The sequence below is a fragment of the Phycicoccus jejuensis genome, assembly GCF_000720925.1.
Taxonomy (GTDB): domain Bacteria; phylum Actinomycetota; class Actinomycetes; order Actinomycetales; family Dermatophilaceae; genus Phycicoccus; species Phycicoccus jejuensis.
Map to the genome: position 1 here is coordinate 13,288 of NZ_JOEE01000011.1, position 12,196 is coordinate 25,483.

Genomic DNA, 12,196 nt, shown 5'->3' on the forward strand with positions numbered 1-12,196 from the left:
CTACCGGGCGGGCCGGACCTCGTCGCCGACGCGGACCTCGCCCGTGGACACCGGCACGAGCTGGACGGCGAACCACGTCGCGCCCTCCCAGCGCCGGTGGCGGGCGAGCGTGCGGATCGGCTCGTGGCCGCGCTCGCGGGTGGCGGGGTCGAGGGTGGTCATGACGCAGCGGTCGACCGGCTTGACGACGCGGAAGGTGACGGCGCCGACGGTGACCGCGCTCCAGCCGTCCTCCTCGAAGGGCTCGAGGTCGCCGTCGACGACGAGGTTGGGCCGGAAGCGGTCGATGCCGATGGTGGTCGGCTCCTCGCCGCGCTCGAGCGCGGTCTCCGCGACCCAGTCGCCGAGCCGCCGGAGCGAGGCCGCCGACGCGAGCGTGACCGGGTAGCCGTCGGCGAAGGCGGTCGCCTCGCCGGGGCGGGCGTGCGTCGGGTTGAGCGGTCGCGGGTCGGCGACGTGCACGAGCCGGACGTCGGTGCGCCGCAGGGCATCCCGCAGCCAGGCGTGGGCGGCGTCGTCGGCCACGCGACCGGTGAGCGCCCGCCCGTGGACGGTCACGGGGACCGGCTCGCCGTGCGGGGGCTCGACGAGGAGGTCGTCGCCGCCGTCCGCGCGCAGCCGCAGCGCGGCGCCGAGACCGGGGTCGGTGCCCGGGGTGTCGGCGGTCAGGGCGAGGAGGGCGTGCTCCTCGCGGGCGGTCAGGCACTCGCCGTCGGGCGTGACGACCATCCAGCGGCGGTCGTCGCGCAGGCCCCAGGGCTCGACCGTGGCGGCCGGGACGGCGCGGACCGCGGTGCTCTTGACCGGGTGCAGCGCCACCCGTTCCAGCCGGGTGCTCACGCCTGCCGGCTGATGCGCCCGGTGTCGACGTCGTACATGAAGCCGCCGATGAGGGCCCGCTCGCCGATGAGGGGGTGAGAGCGCAGGACGTGGACGTCGTGCTCGAGCGCGGCCTGCTGGTCGGTGACGACGTTGAAGTCGTGCCACGACGCGTCGACCCCGGCCGACTCGCCGACCCGGCGCTGCAGCTCCTCCTCGGTGTTCGAGGCGACGGCGCAACGGGTGTGCGGGACGACGAGGACGCGGTTGACGTTGAGCAGGTGCACCGCGAGGACGATCGCCTCGAGGGCCTGCGGCGTGACGCGCCCGCCGGGGTTGCGGAAGATCTTCGCGTCGCCGGGGTGCAGGCCGAGCATCGCGAGCGGCGCGATCCGGCTGTCCATGCACGTGACGATGGCGATGCCCGCGTGGGCGACGCCGTCGAAGCCGGCGAGGTCGAAGGTCTCGGCGAAGTGCTCGTTGGCGGCGAGCAGGTCGTCGAAGTCGGCGGGCGTGGTGGTGGGCTCGCTCACAGCAGTCCGGTCCTCTTCTCGATGGTGAACGCGACGGGCTTGGTGACGCCGGCGAAGAAGTCCTCGCCCTTGTCGTCGACGACGATGAACGCCGGGAAGTCCTCGACCTCGATCTTCCAGACGGCCTCCATGCCGAGCTCGGGGTACTCGAGCACCTCGACGCTGCGGATGCAGTCCTGGGCGAGGCGCGCGGCCGGGCCGCCGATCGAGCCGAGGTAGAAGCCGCCGTGCGCCTGGCACGCGTCGGTCACCTGCCGGCTGCGGTTGCCCTTGGCGAGCATGACCATCGAGCCGCCCGCGGCCTGGAACTGCTCGACGTAGGAGTCCATCCGGCCGGCGGTCGTCGGGCCGAACGAGCCCGACGGCATCCCCTCGGGGGTCTTGGCCGGGCCGGCGTAGTAGACGGGGTGGTCCTTGAGGTACTGCGGCATCGGCTCGCCGGCGTCGAGGCGCTCCTTGATCTTCGCGTGGGCGATGTCGCGGGCGACGACGAGCGGGCCGGTGAGGCTCAGCCGGGTCTTGACGGGGTACTTCGTCAGCTCGGCGAGGATCTCGTCCATCGGCCGGTTGAGGTCGATCGGCACGACCGCGCCGGCCCCGGTGCCGCTGACGCCCTCGGCGTCCTCGAGGCCCTCGTGGGTCGTGTCGGGGAGGAAGCGGGCGGGGTCGGTCTCGAGCTGCTCGATGAAGACGCCCTCGGGGGTGATCTTGCCGAGGACCTGGCGGTCGGCCGAGCACGAGACGGCGATGGCGACGGGGAGGCTGGCGCCGTGGCGGGGGAGCCGGACGACGCGGACGTCGTGGCAGAAGTACTTGCCGCCGAACTGCGCGCCGATGCCGAACTCGCGCGTCAGCTCGAGCACGCGCTCCTCGAGCTCGGTGTCGCGGAAGCCGTGGCCGGTGGCGGGGTCGCCCTGCTTGGGCAGCTGGTCGAGGTACTTCGCGCTGGCGTACTTGGCTGTCTTGAGGGCGAACTCGGCGCTCGTACCGCCGATGACGATGGCCAGGTGGTACGGCGGGCAGGCGGCGGTGCCGAGGCCGCGGAGCTTCTCGTCGAGGAAGCGCATCATCGCGTCCGGGTTGAGGATCGCCTTCGTCTCCTGGAAGAGGAAGGACTTGTTGGCGCTGCCGCCGCCCTTGGCCATGAAGAGGAACTTGTACGTCGTCTCGTGGCCGGGCGCGGTGTCGGCGTAGAGCTCGACCTGGGCCGGCAGGTTGGAGCCGGTGTTCTTCTCCTCCCAGGTCGTCACCGGGGCCATCTGGCTGTAGCGCAGGTTGAGGCGCGTGTAGGCGTCGTAGACACCGCGGCTCACGGCGGCCTCGTCGGTGCCCTCGGTGAGCACGTGCTGCCCGCGCTTGCCCATGACGATGGCCGTGCCGGTGTCCTGACACATCGGCAGCACACCGCCGGCGGCGATGTTCGCGTTCTTCAGCAGGTCGAGCGCCACGAACTTGTCGTTGTTGCTCGCCTCGGGGTCGTCGAGGATGTTCGCCAGCTGCTGCAGGTGCGCGGGGCGCAGGTAGTGGGCGATGTCGTGCATCGCGGTCTCGGTCAGCAGGCGCAGCGCCTCGGGGGCGACCTGGAGGAAGCGCCGGCCGCCCGGGCCGTCGACGGTCTCGACGCCATCGGTCGTCAGCAGCCGGTACGGGGTCTCGTCGGCCCCGACGGGCAGCAGGTCCTCGTAGGCGAAGTCGGTCATCGGATCTCCTCCCGGGTGGGGGCGTAGGCGCCGGCGTGGCGGACGGTGACCCCGCTCGTGGCGAGGGCGCGCTCGACGGCGGGGTCGACGTCGTCGAGGGTGGCGCGGGCGAGGCGCTCGCGGGCGTCGGGGCTGCCGAGCAGCCCCGTGTCGAGGAGACCGGACACGAGGCCGGCCATGAAGGAGTCGCCTGCGCCGACGGTGTCGACGACGTCCTTGATGCGGGCCGGCGCGCGGCCCTCCTCGCCGGACGCGGCGCGCCAGACGACGCCGTCACCGCCGAGGGTCACGACCGTCAGCGACGCGCCGAGGTCGGCCCACCGGGCCATGACGGCGGAGGGGGAGTCGCCCGGGTAGAGCCACTCGAGGTCGTCCTCGGAGCACTTGACGACGTCGGAGAGGCCGACGAGGTGCTCGACCCGGGGGCGGACGTCGGCGACGGCGCCCATGATCGTGGGGCGCACGTTGGGGTCGTACGAGACGGTGCCCTGGGCGCCTGCCCGGCGCATCGCGTCCTCGACCTCGGCGTCGCCCGGCGTGAGGGTCGTGGCGATCGACCCGGTGTGCAGGTGGCCGGTGCCGTCGGGCAGCTGCACCGGCGGGAGGTCCCAGTGCAGGTCGAAGACGTAGGAGGCCGCGCCGTGCTCGTCGATGGTCGCGAGAGCGGTCGAGGTCGGGTGGTGCGGGCTGCGGCTGCCGGGCAGCAGGTGCGCGCCGCTGGCCTCCACGTGCTCGGCGCAGCGGGCGCCGCGGGCGTCCTCGCCGACGAGGCACGCGACGTGGGTGTCGTGGCCCAGCCGGGCGAGACCCACCGCGACGTTCGCGGGCGAGCCGCCGACGTGCTCGGCCGACCGCCCGTCGGGGTAGCTGACGATGTCGACGAGGAGCTCGCCGACGACGACGACCGGCGGCGCGGAGGCGCTCACGGCATCCCAACCTCTCTGGCGGCTGCTGACGGGCCCGCCCGTGGCCGGCACGGTCGAGGGCGGCGTGTCGAACCCTATCGTCGGCACCGATTGGGCGTCTGCGCCGCCCGTCGGCGACGATGGGGGAGTGAGCACCCCGACCGCCCCGAAGAGCCGCTACTCGATGGGGTCGACGAAGAACCTCGTCCTGTCGCTGCTCGCGGTGCTGGGGATGGTGCTCGTGCTGGTCTTCATGGTGCCGCGGGTCGACCGGGTCGGGGGGCCTGTCGTCGACGTCGCGACGAAGGCGCAGGAGATCCGGACGTCCTCGGGCTGGCCGATCGTCGAGCCGGAGGGGCTGCCGAGCGGCTGGTCGCCGACCTCGGTCCGGTACGTGCCGGTGACCGACGGCTTCCGGACCTGGCACGTCGGCTACCAGACGCCGTCCGGCACGTTCGTCGCCGTCGAGCAGACGAAGGACCCCAGCCGCGGGTGGATCTCGGCGCAGACCAACCGGGCCCCGCGCGAGGGGACGGTCGAGGTGGCGGGGCGCACGTGGGAGAAGTTCGTCCGCGACAACAAGGTGCAGAACAGCCTGCTGTACGTCCCGCCGACCGGGTCGGGCGAGCTCGCGACGCTCATCACGGGCACCGCGACCTTCGAGGACATGGAGACGTACATCGAGTCGCTCCAGCCGGTGCGCTGACGCAGCCGGCGCGGGTCGAGGTCCGCGCTCACGCCGGTGCCCGCGGGCGGAAGGGCCCGGGCCTGGTGTGCACGTCCGGCCGCTGTCGTTCGCTCCCGTCCCTGACGCATGCAGGATGAGCGGTCAGGCGCGACCGTTCGTCCCGGTTGCTCCGCCATCGGGAGCGAACGACAGTGACTGTCCGAAGGGTGTGCTGACGGGGGTCGGCCGCCTCGACCGGGCAGGCCTGCGGTCGCCGCATGCCCGAGCGATGAGTTCGCGGTGGCGGGGTGGTCCATCCGTGCGACAGCATCCACGTCACCCGCACGACCACCGGAGGACCCCATGACCCGCCTCGTCACCGCCCACCTCTTCCACGCCGTCAACGGCGTCGTCGAGTCCCCCGACCAGTGGCAGTTCGGCCACTTCGGCCCCGAGGAGGGCGAGATGATGGGCCGCACCCTGGCGAACGTCACCGACGTCGTGATCGGCCGCAAGCTCTGGCAGGAGTGGTCCGAGTTCTGGCCCGCAGCCGCCGAGGGCGACCCCTTCGCCGCGTTCGTCAACCCGGTCCGCAAGCACGTCGTCTCGAGCACGCTCGGGGACGACCTCGGCTGGAACAGCACCCGCATCGACGGCGACCCGCTGGACCACGTCCGCGCCCTGCGCGAGGGCGACGGTGGCGACATCGCGGTCGTCGGCGGCGTCGAGACCGTCCGCTCGCTGTTCCTCGGCGGGGTGGTCGACCGGCTGACGCTCACCACGCACCCGGTCGTCGGTGCCGGGCGGCGGCTCTTCGGGGACGACGTGCCCGTGACGCGCCTCGAGCTGCTCGAGTCCACCGCGACCTCGGCCGGCAACGTCGTCACGACCTACGGTCTGCGCACCGCCGACTGACACGCGTCCCCGGCATCACCCGAGGCGGAGAGGGCCGGCCCGCGGGCCTCAGTCCTGCGGGCCGGCGACGCGCTGCTCGGCCTGGTCGAGCCAGCGGCCGCAGTGCGCCGCGAGCGCCTCGCCGCGCTCCCACAGCACCATGCTCTCCTCGATGCCGACCTGCCCGCTCTCCAGCCGGGCGACGATGTCGACCAGCTCGTCCCGCGCCTGCTCGTACCCCAGCTCGGCGACGTCGGCGTTCGCGCCGGTGCCGGCGTCGGGGGCGGGGGCGTCCTTCGGCATGCCGCGAGACTACCGACGCCCACCGACCCCCGCCGGTCGAGGGCGCACGGAGTAGCTGAGGCTGACGACCCCGTCGACCGCCACGACGAGCGACCAGAGGCGCAGCGTCCCGAGCAGCGCCTCCGTCCGGGCCGCGTCCCCGATGACGAGGATGCCGACCCCGAGGAGCGACGCCCCCACCGCGTACGCGACGAGGTGACGCAGGAAGCCGCGGCGCTCGCGGGCCGCGTGCGCCCGTCCGGCGCGGGGGCGAGGGGCCGGGGCGGGGCCGCCCGCGAACCGGTGCGCGAAGCGTTCGTCGGCCCAGCGGACCATCGAGTGCCCGAAGCCCACCGAGACCCCGAGGTAGACGGCGGCGAGGGCGTGCGCCGTCGTCGCGGTGGCGCCGCCGCGCAGGTCGAGCACGGTCGCGACGAGCAGCACGAGGTCGACGAGCGGCGCGGCGACGAGCAGCCACCCGCCGACTTGGGGACGGCGCAGCAGGTAGCGCGTGGCGAGCCCCGCGAGGACGAGGACCCAGAACATGACCTCGCAGGTGACGATGACGGCGACAAGCACAGTGCGTCCCTCCCGATTTGTTGGTACGACCGTACCAAATAGATGGACCCGCCGCCCCGGGCTGCTAGACAGGGTCCGTGCCCAGGGTCGTCGACCAGCAGGCGCGCCGGCAGCTCATCGCCGACGCGCTGCTGGCCGTCGTGCGCCGGGACGGGATCGGTGCGGTGTCCGTCCGGTCCGTGGCGGCGCAGGCAGGCCTGTCCGTCGGCTCGATGCGGCACACGGCCGCGAGCCAGGACGACCTCGTGGCCTTCGCGATGCACGCCGTCGCCGACCGGGTCGGGGCCCGGGTGGCGGCCCGCGTCGGCGGGTGGGACGCCGCCCACGCCCCGGACCTCGACGACCTCGTCGACCTCTGCGGGGAGGTGCTGCCACTCGACGACGAGCGGCGCGCCGAGGCCGCGGTCTGGCTCGAGCTCGTCACCCTGGCCCGCACCGCCCCGCGGCTCGCCGAGGTTTCGACGCAGGCGCACCTCGGCATCCGCTCCCTCGTCGACCGGGTCGTCGCCGCCCTGCTGCCGGCGGCCGACCCCGCGCGCCACGAGGCCGAGGCCACCCGGCTGCACGCCCTCCTCGACGGCCTCGCGCTGCACGTCGTGCTCCAGCCGGAGGTCACCGACCTCCGGGGCGTGCGTGCGGTCGTCCGGCACCACCTCGCCGGGCTCGCCGCGGGCTGAGCTGCCGGCGACCGCGGGGTCAGGACCCGAGGACGCGGACCCCGAAGTCCCCACGGGCGACACGGACCCGCAGCAGCTCGTCGGGTGCGAGGTCGGCGGGGTCGGTGACGAGGCCGCCGCCGACCTGCTGCACGACCGCGTACCCGCGGTCCAGCGTCGACTGCGGTGAGAGCGCCCGGGCCTGCGCGCGGAGGTGGTCGACCCGGTCGCGCTGCCGGTGCAGCCCGGCCTCGACCCGGTGCAGCGCGCGGGAGCGCAGCGCCTCGACCACCTCGCGCTGTGAGCGCAGGAACGCCCCCTTGTCGGCGAGGACCGGGCGGCTCGCGAGCTCGGCGAGGCGGCGCCGCTCGTGGTGCAGCCGTCCGCCGACGGCCCGGTGCCCGCGCTCACGGGCGACCTCGAGCCCGCGCCGCTCGGCGACGGCGTCCGGGACGATCGCCTTCGCGGCGTCCGTCGGGGTGGAGGCGCGGTGGTCGGCGACGAGGTCGAGCAGCGGGGTGTCGACGTCGTGCCCGATCGCGCTGACGACCGGGGTGGTCGCGGCGGCGACGGCGCGCAGCATCGTCTCGTTGGAGAACGGCAGGAGGTCCTCGACGCCCCCGCCCCCGCGGGCGATGACGACGACGTCGACCTCGGGGTGGGCGTCGAGCTCGGCGAGGGCGGCGGTCACCTCCGCCACCGCGTTGGTGCCCTGCACCGCGACCTGCCGGATCTCGAACCGTGCGCTCGGCCAGCGGCGCAGCGTGTTCTCGACGACGTCCTTCTCGGCGGCGCTGGCCCGGCCGCAGACGAGGCCGATGCGCCGGGGGAGGAAAGGCAACGGGCGCTTGCGGTCGCGGTCGAACAGGCCCTCCTGCCCGAGGTGGCGCTTGAGGTACTCCAGACGCGCCAGCAGCTCGCCGACGCCGACCGGCCGGATCTGGCGGGCGTCCATGACGAGGGAGCCGCGCTGGCTCCAGAACGACGGCTTGGCCTGGAGGACGACCCGGGCCCCCTCGCTGAGCGGACCGGGCATCGCGTCGAGGGCGTTGACGTGGACCGAGCACGAGAGGCTCATGTCGACGTCGGGGTCGCGCAGGGTGAGGAACGCCGTGCGCGCGCCGGGCCGCCGGGTCAGCTGGACGACCTGTCCCTCGACCCAGAGGACCGACATCTTCTCGACGTACTCGCCGATCTTCATCGAGAGCAGGCGGACCGGCCACGGGTTCTCGGCCGTGGTGTCGACCGCCCGCTCGGGCAGGGGTGCGCGCGCCGGGGTGCTCACGGGGGCCACCCTAGGCGGCGGCACCGTCAGCCCGTCCGCCCGCGATGCGGGCCCGGACGAAGGCCCCACCTACGATGGACACATGGCTGAGACGACCAAGCGCGTGCTCCTCGCGGCCCCCCGCGGCTACTGCGCCGGTGTCGACCGGGCCGTCGTCACCGTCGAGAAGGCCCTCGACCTCTACGGCGCCCCCGTCTACGTCCGCAAGGAGATCGTCCACAACAAGCACGTCGTCACGACGCTGCAGCAGCGTGGCGCGATCTTCGTCGACGAGACCGACGAGGTGCCCGAGGGCGCGACCGTCGTCTTCTCGGCGCACGGCGTGGCCCCGGTCGTCCACGAGGAGGCGCGCGCGCTGAGCCTGCGCACCATCGACGCCACCTGCCCGCTCGTCACCAAGGTGCACCGTGAGGCCGTCCGGTTCGCCGACAGCGACTTCGACATCCTCCTCATCGGCCACGAGGGCCACGAGGAGGTCGTCGGCACCGCGGGCGAGGCGCCCGAGCACATCCAGCTCGTCGACGGCCCGGACGACGTCGACAACGTCACCGTCCGCGACCCCGAGAAGGTCGTCTGGCTCAGCCAGACCACGCTCTCGGTCGACGAGACGATGGAGACCGTCCGCCGGCTGCGCGAGCGCTTCCCGAAGCTGCAGGACCCGCCGAGCGACGACATCTGCTACGCGACGCAGAACCGCCAGCTCGCGGTCAAGCAGATGGCCGCCGACTGCGACCTGATGATCGTCGTCGGCTCCCGCAACTCGTCCAACTCGGTGCGCCTCGTCGAGGTCGCGCTCGAGCACGGCACGCGGGCCGGCCACCTCGTCGACTACGCGGACGAGATCGACGAGTCCTGGCTCGACGGCGTCTCGACCGTCGGCGTGACCTCCGGTGCGTCCGTGCCCGAGATCCTCGTCCGCGGCGTGCTCGACTACCTCGCGGCGCGGGGCTTCGAGGACGTCCGCCCGGTCGTCGCCGCCGAGGAGTCGCTGATGTTCGCGCTGCCGAACGAGATCCGGCGCGACCTCAAGGCCGCCGGCATGTCGGACAAGATGCGCCACGACGGCTCGTTCGCCGAGACCAGCGCCCTGCGCTGACCGGCGGCACGTGGACGCCCGGGTCGAGCTCGCGACGACGGGCCCCGGGCTGGCCCTCGCCGGGCGGCTGCTCGACGCGTTCAACAGCGAGTACGACGACCCGTCGCCCGGCCCGGACGCCCTCGCCGCACGGCTCGCGGAGCTGACCGGCCGCGGCGACACCGACGTGCTCCTCACGGGTGAGCACGGGGTGGCGGTGGTCCGCTACCGCCCGGCACTCTGGAGCACGCGCGACGAGGCCTACCTCGCCGAGCTCTGGGTGGCGCCGGCCGCCCGCGGCCACGGCCTCGGGCGGGCCCTGCTGCGGGCCTGCCTCGACCGGGCCCGCGCCCGCGGGTGCGACCTGCTCGACCTCGCGACGAGCGCCGACGACGTCGCGGCCCGAGCCCTCTACGAGAGCGAGGGGCTGCACGCCACGGAGGGACCGGGCGGCCCCACGACGTACCACTACGAGATCGACCTCTGACCCTCCCCGTCGTCGGGGCGCGGCCCGTCGAGCACCAGCTGCGGGCGCGCGTCGGGCTCGGTGACGGCGTCGATGAGCTCCTGCGCGGTGAGCGGCCGCGGACCGGTGCGGACCGGCTCGAGGACGGACAGCTCGTCGGTGACGACCTCGAGGTCGCGCATCCGCCGGGCGGTGACGAGCACGCGCGACTCGAGCGCCCCGACCATCGCGTTGTACGCCTCGACGCTCGACTGGAGCGAGCGGCCGACCTTGGCCGTGTGCGCGCCGAGCGTGCCGAGCCGGCCGTAGAGCTCGCGGCCGAGGTCGAGCAGCTCACGGGCGCTCTGCGAGAGGGCGTCCTGCTGCCACGTGAACGCCACGGTGCGCAGCAGGGCCATGAGCGAGGCCGGGCCGACGAGCACGACCCGGCGAGCCAGCGCCTTCTCGTGCAGCGCCGGCTGGGCGGCGAGAGCAGCGGCGAGCATCGCGTCGCTCGGGACGAAGCAGACGACCATCTCGGGGCCGTCGCGGAAGGCGGCCCAGTACTCCTTGGCGGCCAGGGTCGCGACGTGGCCCGCGACGGCGTCGGCGTGCCGGCGCAGCAGCGCGGTGCGCTCGTCGTCGGTCAGCTCCTCGGCCTGCGCGTCGAGGAAGTGCGTCATCGGCGCCTTGGCGTCGACGACGAGCGACTTGCCACCGGGGAGGCGCACGACGACGTCGGGGCGGACCTGCCGGTCGTGCGGCCCGAGGACGCCGACCTGCTCCTCGAAGTCGCAGCGCGAGAGCATGCCCGAGGCCTCGAGGACGCGGCGCAGCTGGACCTCTCCCCACGCGCCGCGCACCGATGACGAGCGCAGCGACCCGGCGAGCGAGGCGGTGGCCCGGCCCAGGCCCTGCGTCTCGGCCTCGACCCGGCCGAGCAGCGCCCGCAGCGAGCCGTACTGCTGCGACCGGTCGCGCTCGAGGACACCCACGTGCTCCTCGACGCGCACCAGGGCGTCCTTGAGCGGCGCCAGCAGGGCCGCGGTCTCCATGTCCTCGGCGAGCGAGGTCTCGAGGTCGAGCACCCGCTCGCGCAGCAGGTCGCGCTCGGTCTCGACCCCCGCCACCGCCGCCCGGTGCACGAGCCGCGCGAGCAGCCACGCCACGACCGCGCCGACGACCAGCCCGAGCACGCCCCACGTCATCCCGTCCATGCGAGGACCATGGCAGAGCCCTCCGACAGGCCCGGCAATCCGCCGCGCGCCGCGAGTCCGAACCTCCACCCGGTCAACACCGCGTGTCAGTGCGGCTTCACGCCCCAGTACGACGGCCTCGAGGCGCTCTGGCAGGAGTACAAGGACCGCGGCCTCGTCGTCCTCGGCTTCCCGTGCAACCAGTTCGGCGGCCAGGAGCCGGGCAGCGCCGAGGACATCGGCGAGTTCTGCCGCGTCAACCACGGCGTGACCTTCCCGCTGTTCGACAAGGTCGAGGTCAACGGCGACGACGCCCACCCGCTCTTCCGGTGGCTGCGCCACGAGGCACGCGGCGCCCTCGGCAGCGAGAAGATCAAGTGGAACTTCACGAAGTTCCTCGTCGGGCGCGACGGCACGCCGATCAAACGGTTCGGCTCCAGCACCAAGCCCGAGAAGCTGCGCGGCGCCACCGAGAAGGCCCTCGCCGCCTGAGCCGTCCTAGGCTCGCGGGCATGCCCGAGAGCGCCGAGGAGTACGCCGCCCGCGTCGTTGCCGCGCAGGACCGCGACGGTCGCCTGCCGGTCGGGGGCCAGGAGGTCCTCGGGTGGGACGTGTTCCCCTTCGAGGTCGACGGCCTCCGGGCCAAGGTCGGGCCCGTCCTCGTCGACGTCGAGCCGCCGCGACGCGGCGAGGATCCGAGCGGCTGCCACTGCCGCGAGGCGGCGATGGAGGGTCCGGCCGCGACCGGCGACTGGGCCGCCGTCTGGGAGGGGGTGGGCTGGCGGGTCAAGGTCGCCCCGCCGTCGGGCTCGCCGCTGGTTCTCGTCGCCGAGCCCCTCGAGCACCTCGACGTCGATGCGCTGAGCGACGACCTCGCGGCGGCCCTGGGGCGCCTGCAGGTGGCGCTCGTCGGCGCCGTCGAGGCGCTGCCCTCCGTGGGCCGCTGCCACGTGCTGCGGCTCGGGGACGGTGGCGCCCACGCCCACGTGTGGTTCGTCGCCCGCCCCGCGCGGATGCCGCAGCTGCGCGGGTCGTTCATGGTGGTCTGGGACGACCTGCTCCCGCCGGTCCCGGCAGAGGTGCGGGACGCCAACGCGGCCTTCGTCGTCGAGCGGCTCGTCCGGCGGCTCGGCGGCCGGGCCGTCACCGCGCTCGCGTAG

General features: G+C 74.0%; 15 protein-coding genes. 7 read left to right on the forward strand and 8 right to left on the reverse strand.

The window, feature by feature from the left end:
- The 4 genes from IG69_RS0117660 to IG69_RS0117675 are packed head-to-tail and all read right to left on the reverse strand — an operon-like array spanning position 1 to position 3,978.
- Positions 1–840, reverse strand: coding sequence for an MOSC domain-containing protein (locus tag IG69_RS0117660; RefSeq protein ID WP_030529490.1), 840 nt, complete (start codon positions 838–840; stop codon positions 1–3).
- Positions 837–1,352, reverse strand: a complete 516-nt coding sequence (locus IG69_RS0117665; protein WP_030529491.1) for a beta-class carbonic anhydrase — start codon at positions 1,350–1,352, stop codon at positions 837–839. The genes IG69_RS0117660 and IG69_RS0117665 overlap by 4 nt, the downstream gene beginning before the upstream one ends.
- Positions 1,349–3,052: a fumarate hydratase gene (locus IG69_RS0117670; RefSeq protein ID WP_030529492.1), complete on the reverse strand. Its 1,704-nt coding sequence runs from the start codon at positions 3,050–3,052 to the stop codon at positions 1,349–1,351. Before IG69_RS0117670 ends, IG69_RS0117665 begins: the two co-directional genes overlap by 4 nt.
- The gene (locus IG69_RS0117675) at positions 3,049–3,978 is read right to left on the reverse strand and encodes a carbohydrate kinase family protein (protein WP_030529493.1); all 930 of its coding nucleotides are present in this window, start codon (positions 3,976–3,978) and stop codon (positions 3,049–3,051) included. The genes IG69_RS0117670 and IG69_RS0117675 overlap by 4 nt, the downstream gene beginning before the upstream one ends.
- Positions 3,979–4,105: 127 nt before the next feature.
- Between IG69_RS0117675 and IG69_RS0117680 the strand changes: the two genes are divergently transcribed.
- On the forward strand, positions 4,106–4,663 hold the full coding sequence (locus tag IG69_RS0117680; protein WP_030529494.1) for a DUF4245 domain-containing protein: 558 nt from the start codon (positions 4,106–4,108) through the stop codon (positions 4,661–4,663).
- 324 nt (positions 4,664–4,987) lie between these two features.
- Positions 4,988–5,539: a dihydrofolate reductase family protein gene (locus tag IG69_RS0117685; RefSeq protein WP_030529495.1), complete on the forward strand. Its 552-nt coding sequence runs from the start codon at positions 4,988–4,990 to the stop codon at positions 5,537–5,539.
- Between the two features lie 48 nt (positions 5,540–5,587).
- On the opposite strand, the gene IG69_RS0117690 is transcribed toward IG69_RS0117685, so the two are convergent.
- Both IG69_RS0117690 and IG69_RS0117695 read right to left on the reverse strand, forming a co-directional pair.
- Positions 5,588–5,821 carry an exodeoxyribonuclease VII small subunit gene (locus IG69_RS0117690; RefSeq protein ID WP_030529496.1) on the reverse strand — a complete coding sequence of 78 codons (234 nt, stop codon included), beginning with the start codon at positions 5,819–5,821 and terminating at the stop codon, positions 5,588–5,590.
- 9 nt (positions 5,822–5,830) lie between these two features.
- Positions 5,831–6,379, reverse strand: coding sequence for a hypothetical protein (locus tag IG69_RS0117695; RefSeq protein ID WP_030529497.1), 549 nt, complete (start codon positions 6,377–6,379; stop codon positions 5,831–5,833).
- Positions 6,380–6,456: 77 nt separating this feature from the next.
- Between IG69_RS0117695 and IG69_RS0117700 the strand changes: the two genes are divergently transcribed.
- Positions 6,457–7,056 (forward strand): TetR/AcrR family transcriptional regulator, encoded by a 600-nt coding sequence (locus tag IG69_RS0117700; RefSeq protein WP_030529498.1) that lies wholly within the window; start codon positions 6,457–6,459, stop codon positions 7,054–7,056.
- A gap of 19 nt (positions 7,057–7,075) precedes the next feature.
- On the opposite strand, the gene xseA is transcribed toward IG69_RS0117700, so the two are convergent.
- Positions 7,076–8,320, reverse strand: coding sequence for an exodeoxyribonuclease VII large subunit (gene xseA / locus IG69_RS0117705; RefSeq protein WP_051750714.1), 1,245 nt, complete (start codon positions 8,318–8,320; stop codon positions 7,076–7,078).
- A gap of 82 nt (positions 8,321–8,402) precedes the next feature.
- On the opposite strand from xseA, the gene IG69_RS0117710 reads away from it, so the two are divergent.
- On the forward strand, positions 8,403–9,416 hold the full coding sequence (locus IG69_RS0117710) for a 4-hydroxy-3-methylbut-2-enyl diphosphate reductase (protein WP_036830585.1): 1,014 nt from the start codon (positions 8,403–8,405) through the stop codon (positions 9,414–9,416).
- Positions 9,417–9,426: 10 nt separating this feature from the next.
- Positions 9,427–9,882: a GNAT family N-acetyltransferase gene (locus IG69_RS0117715; RefSeq protein ID WP_084696909.1), complete on the forward strand. Its 456-nt coding sequence runs from the start codon at positions 9,427–9,429 to the stop codon at positions 9,880–9,882.
- Here the strand turns inward: IG69_RS0117715 and IG69_RS0117720 are convergent.
- The gene (locus tag IG69_RS0117720; RefSeq protein WP_030529501.1) at positions 9,864–11,057 is read right to left on the reverse strand and encodes a DNA recombination protein RmuC; all 1,194 of its coding nucleotides are present in this window, start codon (positions 11,055–11,057) and stop codon (positions 9,864–9,866) included. The genes IG69_RS0117715 and IG69_RS0117720 overlap by 19 nt on opposite strands.
- A 9-nt stretch (positions 11,058–11,066) precedes the next feature.
- On the opposite strand from IG69_RS0117720, the gene IG69_RS0117725 reads away from it, so the two are divergent.
- Together IG69_RS0117725 and IG69_RS0117730 are read left to right on the forward strand one after the other, a co-directional pair.
- Positions 11,067–11,528: a glutathione peroxidase gene (locus tag IG69_RS0117725; RefSeq protein ID WP_084696910.1), complete on the forward strand. Its 462-nt coding sequence runs from the start codon at positions 11,067–11,069 to the stop codon at positions 11,526–11,528.
- Between the two features lie 20 nt (positions 11,529–11,548).
- Positions 11,549–12,196: a hypothetical protein gene (locus tag IG69_RS0117730; RefSeq protein ID WP_030529503.1), complete on the forward strand. Its 648-nt coding sequence runs from the start codon at positions 11,549–11,551 to the stop codon at positions 12,194–12,196.